Below are 19,868 nucleotides of genomic sequence, written 5' to 3'. Positions count from 1 at the left end.
AGCGCAGGGGCCCATAGCTCAACGGTAGAGCAGGTGGCTCATAACCACTTGGTTCTTGGTTCGAATCCAGGTGGGCCCACCATGGTGTCATAATCGTCGATGAGGTGAATTCATGCTAATAGACAAACTTTGGGAGCTTCAAGAACTCCAGTTGGACTACCAGCGGAAGGAACGTCTTCTGGAGGAGTCGGACCTGTCTTCATTGTTGAGTCACAAGATCGACGAGACCGAGGAGCAGCTGGCCGCACTACGCGAGCAGCTGGAAACGTTCAGGGCCGACGAGGTCAGGATTGGTGAGAAGCTGGACGACCTTTCGGCGAAGGTTCACGAAGCCGGCGCCAAGCTCGGGAAGGAAGAAATGTCCGAGGACAAGGTCCAGAAACTCGAGGAAAAGATGAAGAAGCTCACCCTCGAGAAGGAGAAGGTCGAGGATGCGCAGGGGAAGAACTTCCACGACCGGCAGGACGTCGAGGATCAGACCAGAGCGTCGGAATTGCTGGCAGAAAAGCTTCGCAAGGAGCTCGTAACCATTCCACAGTTGGACAAGACCTCGAGAGCTGCCGTGAAGAAGTCTCTTCCAACCTTGCGCAAGGAGATGGACGATCGCAAGTCGAAGCTGCCGCTCAAAGCCAAGCTGATTTTCGAGAGTCTCTCGGAGAAATTCAGCGGAGCTCCTGTTGCGAGAGTGGCGAGTTCGACCTGTGACTACTGTCACGTGAGGCTGTCCCAGAAGACACTGTTCAATCTTCGTAATGCAGAGGGCGGTAGCGGTGATGCTGAAGATCTTATCCGTTGCGAGATCTGCGGCAAGATCCTGTACGCCGGCACCAAAGACCGCGAATGAGTCAGTCGCAGGCAGGAGATCTTCCTGCTTGAGGAAAGTCCGGGCTCCAAGAAGCGAGTTGCTCGGGAAACCCGAGTGGGGGTAACCCCAAGGAAAGTGCAACAGAAAATATACCGCCCCGCAAGGGGTAAGGGTGAAATGGTGGTGTAAGAGACCACCGGCAGACCAGCGATGGGCTGCGCATTGCAAACCCCAACTGGAGCAAGACAAAATAGGAAGGCACACAGGGCTGCTTCTCCCTGCCTTCGGGTATGTCGCTTAGATAAATGACTGACCACGACAGAACCTGGCTTATCATTCGCGGTATATGAAGAGACCCCGACCTCACGGAAGGGGTCTCTCTATTTCCAGGCGTTCCTGCCGACGACATCTCAGCAGCCGCTTGCCGGACAGCGTGTGGCTGAAGGCTACACCTGCTCTGCGATCGCGATCAGCTCGGCGAAGGCGGCCGGCTTGAGGCTGGCTCCTCCGATCAATCCACCATCCACCGAAGGGAGCCCTGCGATGGAGGCGAAGTTGGCCGGTTTGACGCTGCCGCCATAGAGAATTGCGACAGAGCCACCAATGGCCGTTCCGAGAAGCTGCTTGAGGTGCTCCCGGATGAGGCGGTGTGCTTCTTCAATTTGCTCATTCGTGGCATTCACCCCTGTTCCAATGGCCCATACCGGCTCATAGGCGACAATGAGCTGGGCGCCATTTGAGAGCCGAACGTCACTGAGGGCGGTATCCAGCTGCCCGAACACGACCTCCTCGATCTTGCCCGCATTGCGCTCCTCGAGTGTCTCTCCAATGCACAGCACGGGAATCAGGGACGCCTCCAGGGAGTTGACCAGCTTGCGATGAAGCAGAACGGCTGACTCGCCGATGATGTGTCTGCGCTCCGAATGCCCTATGAGCACGTGGGTTGCCCCTGTTGAGCGGATCATGGCTGGCGACACTTCTCCGGTGAACGCGCCTTCTGCGTCGGCCGCGACATCTTGAGCGCCGAGTTGCACCCAGGCTGGGACCGCGCCGGTTTCTGCCAGGGCACCCAATGCGATGTAGTTGGGGAAAACGAGGACCCGCACCTTGTCCCCCTGCGGGGGAGTGGCGGCAGTCAGCTCGGCAAAGTACGTCCCGGCCTCCTCAATGGTTTTGAACATCTTCCAGTTTCCTGCGACGATTTTCATGTTGTTCTCCTCTTGACGCGACACATGAGTCCCACGCCCACTATGATTCTTCATCCTCGGTCGAGCGTGGCGGAGCCGTGGGCAATCGCTCTGCACGCACTCTGGAGATTCTCTTCCCGACAACGTTCTCGACTGTGAAAACAACGCCGGCGTGCTCGACCTTGTCTCCAACACGAGGAAGGCGTCCAATTTGGGACAGCATGAGCCCTGCGACGGTATCATAGTCTTCACCAGACAGCTCTGCGCGAAAGAGTTCCGAAACCTTGTCGGTCGACACCGAACCCTTGATAAGAAATGCATCGGCTCCCGCGTTCTCGATTTCGGCGGCCTCCTTGTCATACTCGTCCTGGATCTCGCCGAACACCTCCTCCAGGATATCCTCCACGGTAATGAGCCCTGAAACGGCACCGTACTCGTCGAAGAGAACAGCTGTCTGGATGCGCTGCCGCTGCATCTCCTGGAGCAGGCTGCTGATCTTCTTGGTATCAGGAGCAAAGAATGGCTGCCGGAGGATGCCGCTTGCCTTGACGGTGGGCCCGGCACCGCCCGCCATGGCTCTCAGCGCATCCTTGGCATAAACGACTCCCACGACGTTGTCATCGTCCATGACCGGCAGACGGGAGTGACCAGTCTCGTTGATGGCCCTGACCACTTCACTGATCGGGGTGTCCTTCTCGACTGTTGTCACGTCGACAAACGGCGTCATGATCTCATACGCCAGCGTGTTGGTATAGTCGAAGATATTGTAGATGAGGCGCTCTTCCTCCTTGTCGATCACGCCGTCCTCCTGCCCCATCTTGAGCAGGTAGCGGAAGTCCTCGGAATCGTTGAGGTAGCCGGTGTGCTTGGCACGCCGGAGCAGTGGTCCGGTAAAGACCCCAGAGACTGCCGCAAGTGCACGTGCGCCCGGGTAGAGCAGCAGGTAGAGAGGATAGAGCAGAATGGCTGTACCGCGTGTGACCTGTTCAGGAAACGCCTTGCCGATCGACTTCGGGATACTCTCGGCGAAGATAACGACAACGACCGTCAAGGCGAGTGTGGAGGCCACCGCAAGCAGGTCCAGGTTTACGCGCGTGAACAGGGTGAGAACGACCCGAGCGAAGATGAAGGACGCCCCAAGATTGGCCATGTTGTTACCCAGGACCACCACGGCGATGAGCATCGAATGGCTAGCCGCCATTCTGGCCCTCAGCCGATCAGCAAGAGCGGAAGACGCTCCGGTCTTTTCCAGAGCCATCGGTGTGATGGTCACGTAGCCGTATTCCACCATGGAGAAGAGGAACGAGAGAGCCAGGAGGACCAGCAATCCAACAATCTGCCCGGTCATACAGACCTTCTCGCCATGTCAGGGCAGTGCCCCTGTGCTATTGTTGCGAACACCTCTTCCTCGCGGTGCTCCATCAGTGTGCAGTCATGCTCCAGGATATGGTCGAAGCCGACCAGGTGGAGCACAGAGTGAATGAGGGAGAACGCGAGCTGGTCTTCAAGCCCGTTTCCACTCGAGATCGCTTTGCTCTCCACAGCATCCATACAGATGACAATGTCCCCTAGCACCCATCCCGTGCCGGGCGCGGCATAACCCAGCGGAAACGATAGCATGTCGGTGATCGTGTCGCTGCCTCTGTGATCACGGTTCAACTCCCGCATTTGAGACCCAGGGACGAAATAGCAGGAGACGGCGACGGCGTGTCGAACACCCGGAATTGCGGTGATTTCCGGCTGTATCACACAAGCTATGCTGACGACAAGCGCCACCAGAGCCTTGCTGTCGACCATCCATCCGGGATCCGACAGTTCTACGCGACAGTGTACAGACAGGTCAGATTCTTTCATTTGCCTCCTCAGACGTCACATAGGCATCGCGAACGTGGTAGAACGAGATGAGGGATGTGAGGAAGTAGTCCTTGACGGCAGCGATCTCACCCAGTGTGAGCTGCGACTCGGCAAGTTGACCGTCGGCAATGCGAGCGTTGACAATCGCATCGATGAGCCCTTCCAGAGCTGGTTTGTCCACCCTGGCAAGCGACCGCGCCGCCGCTTCGACGCCGTCGGCAAGGAAGACAAGAGAGGACTCCCTCGTGTGTGGCTTGGGCCCCTGGTACCGAAATGTGTCAGGCGAGAGGTTTGTCTGCTCGGCGGACGCCTTGTCGTAGAAGAACTGGACGACAGTCGTGCCATGGTGCTCGGCGATGATATCGACCACCTCGGGCGGCAGGTGATTGCTCCCTCCAAGCGTAACGCCTGCCTGGACGTGCTCGAGGATCACCTTCGTACTCAGTTCAGGAGAGATATCCTCGTGGATGTTCGGCAGTTCTCCGCGGTTTTCGCCGAAGAATTGTGGATGCAGCAACTTGCCGATGTCGTGGTAGTAACCGCCAACGCGAGCCATCAGCCAGTTTGCACCGATACGCTGAGCGGCTCCTGCCGCGAGATTGGCCACGTTGAGACTATGATGGTACGTCCCCGGGGCGCTTTCGAACAGTTGCGCCAGAAGCTTGCTTCCCGTATCCAGAAGCTCGCGCAACCTCATGACCGTGGCGACGTTGAAGAGCCGCTCGAAAACCAGGGTCAGTCCCAATGCAAACACAGCTGCAATGACCCCCCCTGCGAGCAGGTACCCGGCGTTGGCAGCAATCACGGATAGCCGCTGTTCGCTGAGCCCGGCAAGAGCGCCGTAGACAAGAGCTGCTGATACCCCCGCAATCGGCCCGGCGATGAGAAGGGCGCTCATTTTGTTCGCCTTCCGCATGACGATGAATAGCGAAATAGCCCCCACGACAAGCCCCGAGATCACTTCCGCGGGCATCGGAACCATGATCCACGTCATGACCATCAGGGCAAGGCCGAAGACCGTGGCAAGGGTACCCTCGAAGAAAACGAACCCGAGCAGCATGCAGAGGAAGAAGGGGGTCATCGTTGCCGCCACGCCACCGGCGAGCCAGCCGATCGCGATGCAGGAGCCGCCGATGACCCCTGTCTCCATCAACAGATGTTCGGTCCGGCCTTTCGCCGAACCCAGTAGTATGATTGCCAGCGCGACCGCTATCCACGCGACCCACGCGACCAGTATCTGAGACACAACGTTTCGAAGCGCGCGAGGTCCCCAGACCAGGCCCGTACTCAAGAGCACGTCGACGGTGCTCTGATCCAGTATGCTCCCCTTCTTCACGACGGGGGTGCCGGCGAGGATGGTCGAGACAACCGGCGATACGGAGGACGCAGCCTTCTCGCGCGCAAGCAACGTTGCCTGCTCATCGAAAATGAGGTTCGAAGACACGAAACGGGCGGCCAGGAGATACGCTGAGCGCACCTGGTTATCGGAGACACCGTAGGTCTTGAGTTCCGTGTTGATGCTTTCGCGGGCAGCTGCGAGGCTTCCCTCGAGGACGCCGCGACTCATGACGGTCGTCAATGCCTGACGCGCCGCCGTCTTCGACGATTGAACCTCCGACTCCGAACAGGTCGCCAGGTACTTGGTCGTTGCACCTGCCGAGGTCATGAGCAGTGCCGCGATCCGCTGAGAGTCCTGGTCCATCGTGAGATCCTGCGCGCGTATGCTGATGACCTTGGTCATGATTTCTTCGAAGGCAGCGATGGCTGCAGGCAGCCGCGAGCTGTCGAACTTGTAGATAGGAGCGACTTCGTCTCTTGCGCGCTTGCGAAGGTCCTCAGTTCTGGCACCATCGACATAGACGATGCCTCGCCTGGAAACCATGTCTGCGTCGAGGGCGGTGCCTACAGGCACACTTCTGCGCACGGGCATGAATGGAAGAGCGCACAGCACGGCGGAGAGGAGTGCTGCCAGAATGAACACCAGGGTACCAGTGTATCTGAATCGTGTGAGTCGGACAACGAGGCTATGTCGAGTACTTCGGAGGAAACGCGCTATTCTACTGTGTCTGGTCATGGGTGGTACTGTCCGCCTCGTTTCTGTGCCTTGTTGCACGGAAGAATGTCGTGCTAACGTCTCCGTAGCGCCTTTCCTTGTAACTCACCAGATCTATCGCCAGCCCTTCATACCGTTCATGCACGGGTTGCCTTGATGCATGTTCCATGATTATGATACAGCCGTCTGCCGCGTCGCGCAAATGCTCGGACAGGGTGACCAGGAGCCCTTCCTGCAATCCGGAGTCAAAGGGCGGGTCTGCAAAGAGGACGTCGAACTCCGTTCCCTGCAATCCGCTCACATATCCATCAGCATCGCCCTTGACGACAGAAGACTGCTCCTGAAGCGCAAGCATCCGCAGGTTGTCATGGATGAGACGCACTGAGCGATTGTCCGCATCGACGAAGGTCGTATGTGCCGCTCCATTGCTGAGCGCTTCGATGCCAACTGCACCGGTGCCGCTGCAGACGTCGATGAACCGCGCTCCCGCAAGAACCGGTCGCAGCATGTCCATGACGGCCTCTCGTGCCTTGTCGGACGTAGGCCGCAGCCATGGTTCCTTCCCGATTGTCTTCAGTGAACGTCCCTTCAGTGTACCTGATCCGATGATCATATCAGTTGTCCTCCATGCCTGGCTTTGAAGCAGGGTACCGGAGAGACAGCATACGGGCCAGATCCATGTGTTCCGGAGTACCAAGTGCTGGGTCGTGTTCCAGGAGCTCCGAAGCAGCCTTTCGGATCTCCGGAAGAGTCGAAAGATCGCGGTAGCTCAGCAGGGCTGTCGATCCGAACAGCGGAACGTCATAGCCATGCTGGACCGTTCCAAGGATGTCGCCGGGTCCTCGCAGTTTGAGGTCTTCCTCTGCGATCTGGAACCCATCGTCAGAATTGACCAGGACCTGGAGGCGTTCGGTACCGTCGGGAGTCACGTTGCCCTGGATGAGCATGCAATGCGAGACCGAGGACCCTCGGCCGACTCTCCCGCGGAGCTGATGGAGCGTAGCGAGCCCGAATCTCTCCGCATCCTCGATGACCATGACACTTGCGTTCGGCACGTCGACACCGACCTCGACGACCGTCGTCGCAATCAGGGCATCCAGACTCCCCAACCGGAAGGCATCCATGGTAGCCTCCTTCTCACTGCTCTTCATGCGTCCGTGCAACGAAGCAATGCGCAGGCCCTTCAGGCTGCCTTCGGTCAGCTCCTTCATTGTCTCCTCGACTGACGCAGTGCCTTCGCCCTCGTCCGAAGCCGGGTCGATGGCGGGGACCACGACAAATGCCTGCCGGCCCTGAGCAATCTCCTTGCGCACCATGGCATAGGCGCTATCGCGTTTGGTGGCCGTCAGGAGATGCGTCTGGATCGGGAATCGCCCCGGAGGCTTTTCCAGCAGTTCGGAGATGTCGAGATCGCCGTATATGGTGAGAGCCAGCGTTCTCGGGATCGGGGTCGCGCTCATGACGAGCGAGTGTGGCTGTTTGCCCTTCGTTCCCAGAGCTACGCGCTGAGCAACTCCAAAGCGATGCTGCTCGTCGACCACGCTCAGGCCAAGACGCTCGAATGCCACACCCTCCTCGAGAATGGCATGCGTGCCGACGAGACAATCGACTTCACCGGTTGCGACAGCGCTCAGGATGCCCCTGCGCTGGGACTTGGTCATCCCTCCGGTCAGCGTGGCGACTCGAACCCCGACAGGAGCAAGCAGCTCCTCGAGGACGCGTCCCGTTTGCTCCGCGAGAATCTCAGTGGGACTAAGGACGGCGCTCTGGTATCCGGCCACCTTGGCGGCATACGCCGCGTACCCGGCCACCGCCGTCTTGCCTGAACCAACGTCCCCGTGGAGCAGGCGGTGCATCTGCCTCGGCCTGCGTACGTCTCCCTCAATGTCTCGCATGGCCGCTGTCTGAGACGCAGTGGGAACAAACGGCAGGATCCTGACATAGCGTTCGACCGTCCCCGCGGGCAGGTCGAACGGGGTTCCCAGAACATCTTGTTCGACATGCCTGCGCATCAGGACTCTCAGTTCAAAGAGAAACAGACTATCGAATGCAAACCGCCCGCGCGCCTTTTCCGCCTCGTATTCATCGGTTGGAAAGTGCAGGGAGCGGTAGCTCCAGGCAAGGTCAGGCAGCTGGAAACGCGAAGCCACGTCCCGTGGCAGATACTCGGCGGCCACAGAGGGTATCCGGCCTGCAGCACGCCACATATGAGACCGCAATCCCTTCTGGGTAACGCCCGACGTAAGGTGATAGAGCGGTACGATCCGGTTCATGTGCAGTTGGGCAGCCGGCGTTCCCGACTCCTCGAACGCCGGCTGCATCAGCTGAGCCCCTTCGAACGAGTTCTCCAGTCTCCCGTAGAAATCGTAGTCATGTCCAGCCTGAAGTCTGCTCCTCACAAACCGGTTGTTGAACCAGACGAGATGGAGCACGCGTCCACCGGGGTCCCTGGCTGTCGCCTTGACCAGCAGGACCTTTCGTCGGATCTCTGTCACCGACTGCAGCCGCGCTTTGATGAGGACCATCTGTCCAAGCGACTCGCGCGACAGCTCCGTAGGATAGCGCAGGTCGAGGTAGCCCTTGGGCGCATGCTGGAGGAGGTCTGCAATGCTGGCCACCCCGAGTTTCCCCATGACCTCTTGAACACGGGGTCCGACTCCCCACAGTGTGGACACCGGTTCCTCGAGCACCTCCAGCAAGGCATTCATGCTGTCGAACACAGGCTTCGGCGAAGGCGTTGCACACATCGCAGGCGCGCTTCCCTGCAGTGGCGACCCCGCAGTCGAAGGCGTCGAGCTGTCCAGAAGGGCAAGAAGTGCGCTACACCTGTCTGCTCGCTCGCGCTTCGGCAAGAACTGATAATCGACCAGCAAGGACCGCAGCTCGTTCGATACGCCATGCTCCGCTACACGCTGTGCTCGCGTGCAAGAGCCTTCCACGGTCGCCAGGGCCAGCCGCGCAAACCCGCCTACGGCGGCATCGTCCTGACAGCCACGCTTGAGTTCCAAGCGCACCAGACCCCGCAGGAGCTCTTTCCACGTATCTGATTCGGCCGGACTGCCTCCGCTGCTCACTGGGCCGCTGATCCTCGGGATTCCTGCAACAGCTTAGGAAATATCCGCAAGGAAGCTCGAACCCGCGACAGGCGCCACTCCGAGGTACTCCGCCACGGTGGCACCAAGGTCCGCAAAGGATTCGCGGACTCCCAGGTATGTTCCGCCACGGCGCGAGGGAGAGTATGCGAGAACAGGCACGTACTCACGTGTATGGTCCGTATGTGCGGTGAATGTTGGATCGCAGCCATGGTCGGCAGAGATGAACAGGATATCGTCATGCTTCATCGACCTCAGCAACTCGGGGACCGCCTCATCGAAGCGTTCCAGGGCGGTGGCATAGCCGGCCGCGTTGCGGCGGTGGCCGAAGAGCATGTCAAAGTCGACGAGGTTGGTGAACAGCAGTCCTTCCCAGTTGTTGGCCTTGATCAGCTCAATCGTCTTCTGGATACCTTCTTCATTGTTCTCGGCGTGGAAATGCTGCGTGAACCCCTCACCCGCAAACAGGTCGTAGGTCTTACCGACGCCGATGACGTCCATACCGGCCTTGCTCACCTGAGTGAGGGTGGTAGGGCCAAGCGGCTGAGCGGCATAGTCGTGGCGGTCAGATGTTCGCACGAAATTCCCGGGCGTTCCGATGAACGGACGCGCGATAACGCGACCGACCAGGTGCTCACCCTGAAGAATCTCGCGCCGGCTGATCTCGCACATCTCATACAGCTTGTCCAGGGGGATGACCTCGTTGTGGGCTGCAATCTGGAACACGGAGTCGGCGGACGTATAGACGATCGGATAGCCGGTACGCATATGCTCTTCGCCCAGTTCCGCGATGATTGTCGTCCCGGACTCAGGGCGGTTGCCCAGAGCCTTCGTACTGAAGCGCTTTTCGAAGGCTTCAATGACCTCAGGCGGAAACCCGTTGGGATACGTGGGGAACGGCTTTGTCAGTGTCAGTCCCATCATCTCCCAATGACCGCTCACAGAATCCTTCCCCCTGGCTTTCTCCTCCATGATCCCGAAGGAACCCACGGGGCTGTCGAAGCGCAGGTCGAGCAGATACTTCAGGCCAAGTTCTTCGAGATGGGGGAGGTGAAAACCCGGCACGCTCTTGTAGATGTGGCGAAGTGTGTCCGAACCACCATCCCCATAGATGAACGCATCCTTGGCTTCGCCGATGCCGACGCTGTCCAGAACAATGACGATTGCTCTCTTCTTCATGGCTTGTTCGTCCCCTCCTGTGCGCTGGTGCCCTTGTCCGCCTGTCGACGCTGCCTGCGACGACGGGCCGGCCTCAGCATGAATTCGCCGATGGCGGTGATGCCGCCGGCGCCCATCTTGACATAGTGATCGAAAAAACGCCAGATCAGAATGAAAGCCCCCAGGATGCCATGTGGAACAAACGCGGCAAACAGGGCCACCGCGCCGAGCTCGGCTCCGACGGAGGCGCCAGGCGTTGGAAAATAGGAGACGGCAAGGTAGTAGATGAGGGTTGCCACAACAATCTGGGTGATCGACGACGCAACGCCAAGACCATACAGCAGGATGATCGGCGTCAGGACGATGAGACCCCAGGAGACGAAACTATAGGCCAGGCCTGCGGCAAGCATTGGTCGATTGGCCTTGGCGGCTGTCTCGCGCGCGCACAGGGCATCCTTGACGAATTTCTCTACACGGCGCGCTGGTCGCTGCCAAAACCTTCCTCGCCCATTGAGCGTCTGCGTCGGATGCTGAACCAGCCTGTCGATGTAGTCATTGATCCACTGCAGCCGAATCAGGCAAAACACGAGCAGAGCGAAGTTGGCCACGTAGGCTGCTATGCCGATGTACAGGACGAGACGGAAGCGATTGCCGACATCCAGGCTCTGGCCGGAGAAGAACAGCCAGACAGGCACAAAAACGAGAACGACCATCTGGGAAGCACCCGCGAGGATCGCCTTGATGGCGAACACCATCGTCGAATCTGCCACGTTGATTGAGTCGTCTTTGAACAGCATGAATATCTGGGCCGGTTCACCTCCGCCCGCCGCGAACGGTGTCAACCTGGCAAAGAACTCGCCCACGAGGATGTTGCGCATGGCGGTGCGGAACGTGATCCGCAGGCCGACCGAGCGGACGATTGCCTGCAGTCGAAGCGCCTGGAAGACGATCTCAAGGAAGATGAGGACGAGGGCCGCCAGGATATAGCCGGGATTGAGGGACCTCACCACGTTCACGATATTCATCTGATGCGAAATGAGTGAGACAGCGAAGAAACCGAGTGCTCCGAATGCAAGTGCTCCCAGAAGCTTCCAGACGATACTCCAGACGTTGGTAATCTCGGGACGATCGGGTGCCGGCGGCAGAGGTTGAGAGAGCCCAGCAGCAATATCGGGCTGACTGACGGCGTGATCCTCCGGGCTCAACGTGACAGGCTCGGGTTGGTCACCGTGCGTCCCCGTCGTCGGGAGACTGTCGTCTATGCGTTCTTCGCCAGTTGCCATAAGCGGTCCAGTTCCTCAGGAGATGCTGTCGCAATATCGACCTCCTGCTGTGTCGCGTACGCACGGACGCGATCGTATCGGTCGCGAAACTTGTCGAACGAGTGGTGCAGAGCCTTGACGGGGTTGATACCTGAAAGCCGCGCGACGTTGAGTGCAGAGAAGAGGACGTCCCCCAGCTCCATGGCCAGCGCGTGTTCGTCCCTGGACGCTGCGTTCAGTTCCTCTCCCAACTCGCGGGACTCCTCGAGCAGCTTGCCATAGGCCTGGTCCGCCGATTCGAAATCGAACCCCTCGCAACGGGCGGTCTCCTGGGACAGCAACGCGTTTTCGATGGACGACAGTAGTTTTGCGCTGTCGACAAAGTGCTTCTTCCGACCCTCCTGGGCCTTGAGCTTCTGCCAGTTCTCCAGCACCTGGTCGCTCGATGCCACCGAAACGCTGCCAAAAACGTGCGGATGCCTGAATGTCAGCTTGTCGTCAACGGTCTGAACCACGTCACAGATGTCGAAGCCATCTTCCTCACGGGCGATTTCCGACTGGATGAACACCTGTAGCAGCAGATCCCCGAGCTCCTCTTCGAGGTCGTCCGCGCTGCCCCTCTGTATGGCAAGCGCGACCTCGTAGGATTCTTCCAGAAGCGTATCCAGAAGCGACACATGCGTTTGCTGGCGGTCCCATGGACACTTCTGGCGCAACTCGGCAATGAGCAGCCTGAACTCCTCCAGAGCCGTATACTGGGTGCCAACGAGAGGCCAGAGAACGTCGGCCAGCCGTATCGCCTCCCGAGTCAGGTCGTTGGCCTCGATTGTCGGATCATGAGACAGTCCAGGCAGCCGGCCGAGAAGCCCCACAACAACGGATGCCATGTCGACAGGACACTGACAGATGATCGTGCCATAGTGCCGACCCGCAAAACGTATCCACGTCAGGAAACCGATAGCCTCTGCCGGATCCAGCAGTGTTCGGGCTGAGGTTGGCAGAAACCGGATGCTGGAGGCTGATGCATAGACCAGAGCATCCGTTCCAGCCGGAACCGCCCAGGCAACGTGCCGTCCACTTTCGAACGCCAATTGCAGACCTGGGTCCGGCTCACTAATGATGCGTATCTCATATTCTTCCATTGCTTCAGTGTACCGTTTCCGGCCCCGAAAGCAACCGTGAAAGCAGTGAGAGCGGCTTTTGGTCGGCCTTCATGGGAAGGACCACCGAGTCTCGCACGGTTCGGGCGTGGGCGATCTGGTCGACATGGGCGCGAAGGAACCGCGTGGCTGCTTCCTGAGTGGCAAATTCCAGAACAAGCGCCTGGCCCGACTCCTTGACGGACGACACGCCAAGGGGAATCAGTGACAGTTCGAGGCGCTTCAGCGCAAAGATCCCCAGGACCTCAGGAGGAAGAGCTCCATAGCGGTCGACGGTCCGCTCTTCGAGTGCTGTCAGATCCTGTCCGCCAGCCCGTTCGACAGCGTTGTAGAGTGCCAGCCGTTCTCCTGAGTCGGCTACATAGGACTCAGGGATGAAGGCGGACATCCCAAGAATGATCACGGGCTTCGCCACAGGCTCCGAGTACTGGCCCCGTACTCTCATGATTTCCTCCTCGACCATCGAGAGGAACATGTGGTACCCGACATCGGAGAACCGGCCGCTCTGCTTCACGCCCAGGACGTCACCGGCGCCACGCAGCTCCAGGTCCTTGAGGGCGACTTGCAGGCCGGCACCGAAGTCCACGGCCGAGGCAATGGCCTCGAGACGCTTGAAAGCCGCTGATTCGCGCAGGACACCGTGGGAATGGAAGATATAGGCATAGGCATGACGCCCTGCACGGCCCACCCTGCCACGCAGCTGATAGAGCTGGGCAAGTCCAAGGCGTTCTCCCTCGTCGATGATGATCGTGTTGACGTTGGGGAAATCGAGTCCCGCTTCGATGATGGTGGTCGACAGGAGGATATCGTACCTGCCTTCGTAGAAGTCCAGCATGATCTGTTCCAGGACCTCACTCCTCAACTGCCCATGCGCTACCGCGATGCGTGCCTCCGGAAACAGTCGGGAGAGCAGCGTAAACCGGCCCTCGATGTCGATGATGCGGTTGTGGACAAAGTATACCTGCCCGTGACGCGCCATTTCAGCGCGGACAGCCCGCGTCAGCTGCTCCTCGTCGAAGGGCATCAGGAACGTCCTGATGGGATACCGGCCCACCGGGGGCGTGTTGATGAGGGAGATATCCCGGATACCAACGATCGACGATTCCAGAGTGCGCGGGATAGGTGTGGCGCTGAGAGTCAGCACGTCGACCTCAGCTTTCATCTTCTTGATCTTCTCCTTGTCCAGGACGCCGAAGAGCTGTTCCTCGTCGACAATCATCAGGCCGATGTCCTTGAAGTCCCCTGCCATGTTCAGGACCTTGTGTGTGCCGACGGCGATGTCGACACGGCCCTCGTGTAGGAGCTTGCGGTCAACCGTCAGTTCCCTGGAGCCTACCATCCTCGAGAACAGCGCAACCTTGTACCCGATCGGCTCGAAGCGTGCCTCCAAGTTGCGGAAGTGCTGCATCGCCAGGATGGTCGTCGGGGCGACGACGGCGACCTGTTTGCCGTTTGCGACCGCCCGTGCCGCCGCCCGTATGGCAACCTCGGTCTTCCCGAAGCCGACATCCCCGCACACCAGGCGATCCATCGGCTTGCCCGCCTCCATGTCGCTGAGGACGTCGGCAATAGCCTTGGACTGATCGGGCGTCAACTCGTAGGCGAAGGCGTCGACGACTGGTACCTCCAACTCCGGATTCGGCTTGAACATATAGCCCTCGCGCGTATGGCGTTTGGCCGCCGTCTCGAGCAGTTCGTGGGCGATGCGCCGCGCATCTTCTGCAGCCTCCTTGCGCACCCGTTTCCACTTCCTCGATCCTGGCTCGTCGAGGGTAATCTCCGTGCGGTCCCCGACATATTTCTCGAGGTACCCCAGGCGTTCGACAGGCACGTGGAGCAGTGAACGGTCCTTGTACTCCAGCGAGATATAATCCCGGGTGACACCATCGACCGTCAAGGCGTTCATGCCCCTGAACACGCCGATGCCGTAGTCCCGATGGACGACGTAGTCGCCTTCGTGCAGGTCCTCGAGGCGCGAGATGGCCTGAGAGAATCGGGTCGTCTTCCTGGGACTCATCGTGGCCCTCGGGAACAGTTCCCTGTCCGTCAGAACCATGAATCCCTCTGCGGCAAACCCCGCCGACAGGGAGCCCTTGATGACGGCAAGCCTTGCCATGATACCAGGGTCCTCGACCGTATCCATCACCAGATGCCGGGCCTTGTCGGGATTCCATGACACGACGTCGATTGCGGTCTCTCCTGGGGCGTGAAGTCCCAGGTACTCGCTGAGGGAACCCGACAGCGTCAGTGGAGGCAACTCGCGGGAGGCCGGCGTCAGGGCGTCCTGGGCTGAGCTAGCGGTAAGGATAATCGACCGGGCGAAACCGCCCAGAGCCCGTCTCGCAGTCTGCTCCACCTGGTCGAGCGCGCTGGACGATGGCACGAAGCCGGTCTGAATGGTCCGGTCATAGAGTTCCCGCGCAGAGTCGAAGATCTGCGTCAGTTCGGCTTCGGGGTCGACGTCGGCAAACAGTGCAATGGCCCGGGGTCCGAGCAAGCGGGCAAGGCCCCCGCACATGCGCTCCGGATCCGCATACTGATAGAGAAAGTAGTTGACCCCCCTGCTGTTCGTCGTCGAAATGAAGGATTCCAGGTCCTCGAGAAATGTTGCATCCTGTTCCTCACTTCCTTCACTGGTCTCACGCTCCTTCTTCCAGCGTTCCGCAGCCAGGGCGGCGAAGCTCTGACGGGCCTCCCGATCCAGCAGGACGGGGTACGGCGGCTGGAGTCCGACGGATGACACAGGATCGACTGACTGCTGTGTCACGGGGTCGAACAGCTTGATACGGCTTATGACATTGCCTTCGAGCACAATGCGCGCTGGGTACTCTCCGACCTGCGAGTACAGATCGAACACGTTGCCCCGCATGCTGAACTGGCCCATCTCGGTGACCGACGAAACCCCGTCATACCCCATCTGCAAGAGCCGGCGCGCCAGCGAGTGCGGGATGATGCGGTCCCCGACAGTCAGCGTGGAAACAAGCTCCGCGAAATCGCCAGCGGGGATGGACGGGTCGATGAGCCCCTGGGCCGTCGTGAAAACGACGGTCTCTGCATGAGCATAGATTTGATCGAGGGCCCGGGCCCGGGCGAACGACAAGGGACGCGAGTACTGCGTGTATTCCATGATCTCGACGCCCAGCTCGGGCAGGACCACGAAGGGGCGCGCGCTGGAGGTGGCACCGGACATGCCGCGGATCATCGAAGACAGCTCCTCCGCACGGTCGACGCTGGGACAAATGACCACGACGGGCCGAGGGCAAACGGTGACCAACACAGTCAGCAACAGCTGCCGATAGCCGCTCGACGGGCTGGACACCGTGATGGAGCCGGGTTGTTCCAGCAGCTGCGCAAATCTGGCGAACAGTTCCGGAGTGCTGGCCCGTGCCTGCTGCAGCAGCAGGTCGAAGGAACCAGACTGCATCAGTCCTTGGCCACCTTGTGGTTGAACATGGCCTGCGCGGCCATCAGTCCATCACAGACGATGGTCCGGACGACAGCCGGCGACTGCGCAATGACATCGATGATGGGTGGCCACTCGGACCTGGAGAATCTCGACAGTACGAAATCGATGACACCGTCCTTGCTGCGTGGCTTTTCAATACCGACACGGACCCGGACGAATCCCTTCCCACCACAGTTGTCGGCAATCGATCGGACCCCATTGTGACCTGCGGCTGTGGCGTTGAAGCTCACTCTGATGGTGCCGACCGGCAAGTCCATCTCGTCATGGATCACGATGAGATTCTCGAGAAGGATGTTGCGTTCCTTCATCATTGGAGCGATAGCGACGCCAGAACTGTTCATGGAGGTCTGAGGCTTCACCAGCACTACTCTGACAGGTTCCGATCCGTCACAGAGCACCAGGTCGACGGCAGCCCAGTGCGCCAGTCGATTGTGGTTGAACCTGTGAACCTTGAACGAATGTGCGATAGCGTCGAGGGCCATGAAGCCTACGTTATGCCGTGTCTCATCGTATTCGGGCCCCGGGTTGCCCAGCCCTGCGATCATGATCGTTTTCACACATGATATACTACTCGGGAGAGGCCCGATTTCAAGCTGTGAACGGTTGACAGGGGGCTCGAACACCGTATACTTTCTTCGCATTGGTCGGGTTCCCTAAGTGCCGAAAGGCCGCCTCGACCGAGCAATTCCTCGTGGAGGTAGTCTATGTACGCTGTTATTGAAGCAGCAGGAAGGCAGTATCGGGTCGAGCTCGGCGAGACCGTCAAGATGGAGAAAATCGCCAGCGAACCCGGCACGCCGATCGTGTTCGACAAAGTCCTCGTCGTCACCACTGACGCCGGCACTCAAATCGGCAAGCCCTACGTTCTGGACGCGAAGGTGAGCGGTACGATCGTTCGTACGACGCGCGACCGCAAGGTCCGTGTCTTCACCTACAAGAACAAGACGACGCACAAGAAGCTCATAGGGCACAGACAGACATCGACCTACGTGAAGATCACGGAGATCGGGTAAGAGGGGTGGTGGACAATGGCTCACAAGAAAGCAGGCGGTAAGTCACGTAACGGGCGGGACAGCAACCCGCAGTACCTCGGCGTCAAGCTCTATGATGGTCAAGTCGTTCGGCCAGGCAACATCATCGTGCGTCAGCGCGGCGAGCACTTCAAAGCCGGCAAGGGCGTCATGATGGGCCGTGACTATACCTTGTTCGCCGTCATCGACGGGACAGTGAAGTTCGAGTCGCTCAAGACGGTGAAGCGCGTTCACGTGCTTCCTGTTCCCGAGCTTCCTGTTCCTGAACAGGCGAACTAGCATAGATAGGGAGCATTTCCATTAGAGACTCAGCTGACCGCATTGTCGATGAGGTCATCGTCCGAGTCACCTCGGGACACGGCGGAAACGGAGCAATGAGCTTCCGCCGTGAGAAGTATGTTGAGAAGGGCGGGCCGGATGGCGGTGATGGCGGCAGAGGCGGAGACGTTATCTTTGTTGCCACCACCCGCTACTCGAGCCTTCAGTTCTTTGCAAAGAAGCGGACGTTCAGGGCCCAGGCTGGAGAGCCGGGCGCTGGGCGCAACAAGCACGGCAGTGATGGACTGGATGTCACCATCCTGGTCCCGCTGGGCACCGTCCTGACGGATATTGTCTCAGAAGAAGTCCTGGCTGACCTGGTCGACGAGGGTGAGACTGTCACCGTAGCCCGTGGTGGAGGTGGTGGCAGGGGTAATGCGGCGTTTGCCACGTCCGTCGACCGTGCCCCGAGGTACTCCGAAGAGGGCATCCCTGCGCAGGAGCGCCGGATCAGGCTGCGCCTGAAGATCCTTGCCGACGTCGGCATAGTCGGCTTTCCGAACGCTGGCAAGAGCACACTGCTGAGCAAGCTTTCTGCAGCACACCCGAAGATTGCCGACTATCCCTTCACGACGTTGTCCCCGAACTTGGGCGTAGCATTCTCACCAGACGGTGAGCGCGTCACATTTGCGGATATCCCGGGGCTTGTGGAAGGAGCCGCCGACGGTCGGGGGCTTGGCAACAAGTTCCTGGCCCACATTGAACGCAGCCGGGTTCTGCTGTTTTTGGTTGACGGCAGTTCGTCCGATCCCGACCCGGTTCAGGCGTATCACCTGCTCTACCGCGAACTGGAACAATACAGTGAGCAGCTTGCAGGCAAGCCTCAATTCATCGTCGTCAACAAGATCGACGTGATTTCCCCGCAGAAGCGAACGGGGATTCGTACCCGCTTTATCCATCAAGGGACCCCGCCTCTGATGATTTCCGCTCTTGAAAATACTGGCATTGACGCCGTCATCGAACGCGGACTGGCCCTCGTGCAGTCAGCGCCTGTGCCTCCCCGTGAACAGGTGACGCGGGTCTACAAGCTGAAGCCGTCCGATGAGACATTCGGAATCTCCCGGCTTCCCGACGGTATGCTCTCTGCATCGGGACGCTATCTCGACCGGATTGTCCACACGACCGACTTCGAGAAGCCGTTCCAGGTCACACTCCTGGACCAGAGGATGCGCAAGATCGGCGTCGAGAAGGCTCTCCGCAAGAAGGGGGCTCACGACGGACAGAGCGTCATGATCGGCGGCCGCGTCTTCACTCTGGGAGAAGAGACAACCAAGAAGCGATGAAGACCGTTCTGTATGGGGGGGCGTTCGACCCTGTCCATGCTGGTCACCTTTTTGTCGGCCATGAGGCCCTTCGCCTCATGGCTCCTTCCATCCTTGTACTCATCCCCACGGGACTTCCCAATCCGGACTTCAACAAGCACCTCTCCGCATCTGCTGCTGATCGTGTGGCAATGCTGCGGCTAGCCTTCGCAGGCGTGCCTGATGTGATCATCTCCGACATCGAATTGAGCCGTGAACCACGTCCATCCTACTTCGTGGACACGCTCGAAGGTCTCCGTCCGTCGCTGGGTGGAGGCAAGCCTGCACTGCTGCTCGGGGAGGACCAGCTTGTTGCGTTCCCGCAGTGGCATCGGTACCAGGACATCCTGGACCAGGTCGAACTATGGTTCGTTCCACGCGCCGGCAGGCACCATCCAGTCAGCCCGGAAGTCCATGCCAAGGCTCTGTTTGATATCAACCCGTTCGACAGCCTGTCGTCAACCCTGATTCGTGACCGGTTGCAGCAGGGTCTCTCGATCGAGGGCCTCGTATCCCCGTCCGTCGCTGGGTATATTGCAGAACGCGGATTGTACAGAAGTCAGTGACACCACAGGAGAGAGGTACCCTTCTCGACCTCATCGCCAAGCGTGTTTCGAAGAAACGTCTGGAGCACGTGCTCCGTGTGGAGACGCTGGCGATGAGACTTGCCCGTTTCTGGGGAGTATCTGAGGAGAAGGCCAGCGTCGCTTCTCTACTGCACGACATCGCGAGGGATGAGCCCGACTCTTCCCTGCTCGGGCTGGCGGAGGACGCCGATGACCCTCTGGCTCGTGAGATGGCTGGCACGGCCGCCCCAGTTGTCCTCCATGCCCCCGTCGGGGCACTGATCGCTCGACGCGACTTTGGTGTGGATGACCCTGATATTCTTCGGGCAATCGCTGTGCACACGACCGGCGCGCCTCACATGGACCGACTCGCGATGATCATGTTCCTTGCCGATTACTGCGAATCGGGCCGCCATTTCGCCGGCGTCGAGGAAGTACGTTCTCTGCTGTTCAGCAGTCTCGAAGCAGCTATGCTGCGCGCACTTGCGCAGACGCTGGTATATCTGCGCCGGCATTCCCGCCCGGTGGACAGTCATACGGTCGACGCAGCGGCAGCGTTCGCGCGTCTGGCTGCAGAAGACTCGGAGGGCCTCCACGAGGCGTGTCAATTCACGC

17 protein-coding genes, 1 tRNA gene and 1 other RNA gene are annotated in these 19,868 nt (G+C 59.5%); 8 read left to right on the top strand and 11 right to left on the bottom strand.

Going from position 1 to position 19,868, the window contains the following annotated elements:
• The first annotated feature begins 7 nt into the window (after positions 1-7).
• From C0398_06060 to rnpB, 3 genes are all read left to right on the top strand, one after another.
• Positions 8-82, top strand: a tRNA-Met gene (locus C0398_06060).
• Between the two features lie 30 nt (positions 83-112).
• Positions 113-844 (top strand): hypothetical protein, encoded by a 732-nt coding sequence (locus tag C0398_06055; protein ID MBA4365557.1) that lies wholly within the window; start codon positions 113-115, stop codon positions 842-844.
• An RNA gene (gene rnpB / locus C0398_06050) (RNase P RNA component class A) lies at positions 834-1,153 on the top strand. The genes C0398_06055 and rnpB overlap by 11 nt, the downstream gene beginning before the upstream one ends.
• Positions 1,154-1,251: 98 nt before the next feature.
• Here rnpB and C0398_06045 read toward each other — a convergent pair.
• Genes C0398_06045 through C0398_05995 form a run of 11 tightly spaced genes read right to left on the bottom strand, consistent with a single transcriptional unit; the run spans position 1,252 to position 16,678 of the window.
• Positions 1,252-2,067, bottom strand: coding sequence for a triose-phosphate isomerase (locus C0398_06045; protein MBA4365556.1), 816 nt, complete (start codon positions 2,065-2,067; stop codon positions 1,252-1,254).
• The gene (locus C0398_06040; protein MBA4365555.1) at positions 2,054-3,340 is read right to left on the bottom strand and encodes a hypothetical protein; all 1,287 of its coding nucleotides are present in this window, start codon (positions 3,338-3,340) and stop codon (positions 2,054-2,056) included. Before C0398_06040 ends, C0398_06045 begins: the two co-directional genes overlap by 14 nt.
• Complete coding sequence (ybeY, locus tag C0398_06035) at positions 3,337-3,846, bottom strand: rRNA maturation RNase YbeY (GenBank protein MBA4365554.1); 510 nt, start codon at positions 3,844-3,846, stop codon at positions 3,337-3,339. Before ybeY ends, C0398_06040 begins: the two co-directional genes overlap by 4 nt.
• Entirely contained in the window at positions 3,833-5,920 is a 2,088-nt protein-coding gene (locus C0398_06030; protein MBA4365553.1) for a hypothetical protein, read from the bottom strand. The genes ybeY and C0398_06030 overlap by 14 nt, the downstream gene beginning before the upstream one ends.
• Positions 5,904-6,512: a 16S rRNA (guanine(966)-N(2))-methyltransferase RsmD gene (gene rsmD / locus C0398_06025; protein ID MBA4365552.1), complete on the bottom strand. Its 609-nt coding sequence runs from the start codon at positions 6,510-6,512 to the stop codon at positions 5,904-5,906. Before rsmD ends, C0398_06030 begins: the two co-directional genes overlap by 17 nt.
• Before the next feature lies 1 nt (position 6,513).
• Complete coding sequence (locus tag C0398_06020) at positions 6,514-8,994, bottom strand: ATP-dependent DNA helicase RecG (GenBank protein ID MBA4365551.1); 2,481 nt, start codon at positions 8,992-8,994, stop codon at positions 6,514-6,516.
• A gap of 12 nt (positions 8,995-9,006) precedes the next feature.
• Entirely contained in the window at positions 9,007-10,170 is a 1,164-nt protein-coding gene (locus tag C0398_06015) for a phosphopentomutase (protein MBA4365550.1), read from the bottom strand.
• Positions 10,167-11,432, bottom strand: a complete 1,266-nt coding sequence (locus C0398_06010) for a hypothetical protein (protein MBA4365549.1) — start codon at positions 11,430-11,432, stop codon at positions 10,167-10,169. The genes C0398_06015 and C0398_06010 overlap by 4 nt, the downstream gene beginning before the upstream one ends.
• Entirely contained in the window at positions 11,408-12,553 is a 1,146-nt protein-coding gene (locus tag C0398_06005) for a nucleoside triphosphate pyrophosphohydrolase (GenBank protein MBA4365548.1), read from the bottom strand. Before C0398_06005 ends, C0398_06010 begins: the two co-directional genes overlap by 25 nt.
• A 4-nt stretch (positions 12,554-12,557) precedes the next feature.
• Positions 12,558-15,995: a transcription-repair coupling factor gene (gene mfd, locus C0398_06000; protein ID MBA4365547.1), complete on the bottom strand. Its 3,438-nt coding sequence runs from the start codon at positions 15,993-15,995 to the stop codon at positions 12,558-12,560.
• Positions 15,995-16,678, bottom strand: a complete 684-nt coding sequence (locus tag C0398_05995; GenBank protein ID MBA4365546.1) for an aminoacyl-tRNA hydrolase — start codon at positions 16,676-16,678, stop codon at positions 15,995-15,997. The genes mfd and C0398_05995 overlap by 1 nt, the downstream gene beginning before the upstream one ends.
• Positions 16,679-16,741: 63 nt before the next feature.
• Here C0398_05995 and rplU point away from each other — a divergent pair, with 63 nt between their 5' ends.
• The 5 genes from rplU to C0398_05970 all read left to right on the top strand — a co-directional run.
• Positions 16,742-17,050, top strand: coding sequence for a 50S ribosomal protein L21 (gene rplU / locus C0398_05990; protein MBA4365545.1), 309 nt, complete (start codon positions 16,742-16,744; stop codon positions 17,048-17,050).
• A 15-nt stretch (positions 17,051-17,065) separates the two neighbouring features.
• Entirely contained in the window at positions 17,066-17,347 is a 282-nt protein-coding gene (locus C0398_05985) for a 50S ribosomal protein L27 (GenBank protein ID MBA4365544.1), read from the top strand.
• Positions 17,348-17,352: 5 nt separating this feature from the next.
• On the top strand, positions 17,353-18,669 hold the full coding sequence (locus tag C0398_05980; protein ID MBA4365543.1) for a GTPase ObgE: 1,317 nt from the start codon (positions 17,353-17,355) through the stop codon (positions 18,667-18,669).
• Complete coding sequence (nadD, locus tag C0398_05975; protein MBA4365542.1) at positions 18,666-19,253, top strand: nicotinate (nicotinamide) nucleotide adenylyltransferase; 588 nt, start codon at positions 18,666-18,668, stop codon at positions 19,251-19,253. The genes C0398_05980 and nadD overlap by 4 nt, the downstream gene beginning before the upstream one ends.
• A partial coding sequence (locus C0398_05970; protein MBA4365541.1) for a hypothetical protein occupies positions 19,250-19,868 on the top strand: 619 nt, incomplete at its 3' end. The genes nadD and C0398_05970, both read left to right, overlap by 4 nt.

Origin of the sequence: Coprothermobacter sp. (genome assembly GCA_013824685.1) — a bacterium.
Classification (GTDB): domain Bacteria; phylum Caldisericota; class Caldisericia; order Cryosericales; family Cryosericaceae; genus Cryosericum.
This window is presented reverse-complemented; position numbering and strand designations above follow the sequence as displayed.

What these genes read in the sequence shown, in the direction of transcription:
- C0398_06055 (MBA4365557.1), top strand. Translation starts at nt 113, where the DNA reads ATGCTAATAGACAAACTTTGGGAGCTTCAAGAACTCCAGTTGGACTAC.
- C0398_06045 (MBA4365556.1), bottom strand. Translation starts at nt 2,067, where the DNA reads ATGAAGAATCATAGTGGGCGTGGGACTCATGTGTCGCGTCAAGAGGAG.
- C0398_06040 (MBA4365555.1), bottom strand. Translation starts at nt 3,340, where the DNA reads ATGACCGGGCAGATTGTTGGATTGCTGGTCCTCCTGGCTCTCTCGTTC.
- ybeY (MBA4365554.1), bottom strand. Translation starts at nt 3,846, where the DNA reads ATGAAAGAATCTGACCTGTCTGTACACTGTCGCGTAGAACTGTCGGAT.
- C0398_06030 (MBA4365553.1), bottom strand. Translation starts at nt 5,920, where the DNA reads ATGACCAGACACAGTAGAATAGCGCGTTTCCTCCGAAGTACTCGACAT.
- rsmD (MBA4365552.1), bottom strand. Translation starts at nt 6,512, where the DNA reads ATGATCATCGGATCAGGTACACTGAAGGGACGTTCACTGAAGACAATC.
- C0398_06015 (MBA4365550.1), bottom strand. Translation starts at nt 10,170, where the DNA reads ATGAAGAAGAGAGCAATCGTCATTGTTCTGGACAGCGTCGGCATCGGC.
- C0398_06010 (MBA4365549.1), bottom strand. Translation starts at nt 11,432, where the DNA reads ATGGCAACTGGCGAAGAACGCATAGACGACAGTCTCCCGACGACGGGG.
- C0398_06005 (MBA4365548.1), bottom strand. Translation starts at nt 12,553, where the DNA reads ATGGAAGAATATGAGATACGCATCATTAGTGAGCCGGACCCAGGTCTG.
- mfd (MBA4365547.1), bottom strand. Translation starts at nt 15,995, where the DNA reads ATGCAGTCTGGTTCCTTCGACCTGCTGCTGCAGCAGGCACGGGCCAGC.
- C0398_05995 (MBA4365546.1), bottom strand. Translation starts at nt 16,678, where the DNA reads ATGCGAAGAAAGTATACGGTGTTCGAGCCCCCTGTCAACCGTTCACAG.
- rplU (MBA4365545.1), top strand. Translation starts at nt 16,742, where the DNA reads ATGTACGCTGTTATTGAAGCAGCAGGAAGGCAGTATCGGGTCGAGCTC.
- C0398_05985 (MBA4365544.1), top strand. Translation starts at nt 17,066, where the DNA reads ATGGCTCACAAGAAAGCAGGCGGTAAGTCACGTAACGGGCGGGACAGC.
- nadD (MBA4365542.1), top strand. Translation starts at nt 18,666, where the DNA reads ATGAAGACCGTTCTGTATGGGGGGGCGTTCGACCCTGTCCATGCTGGT.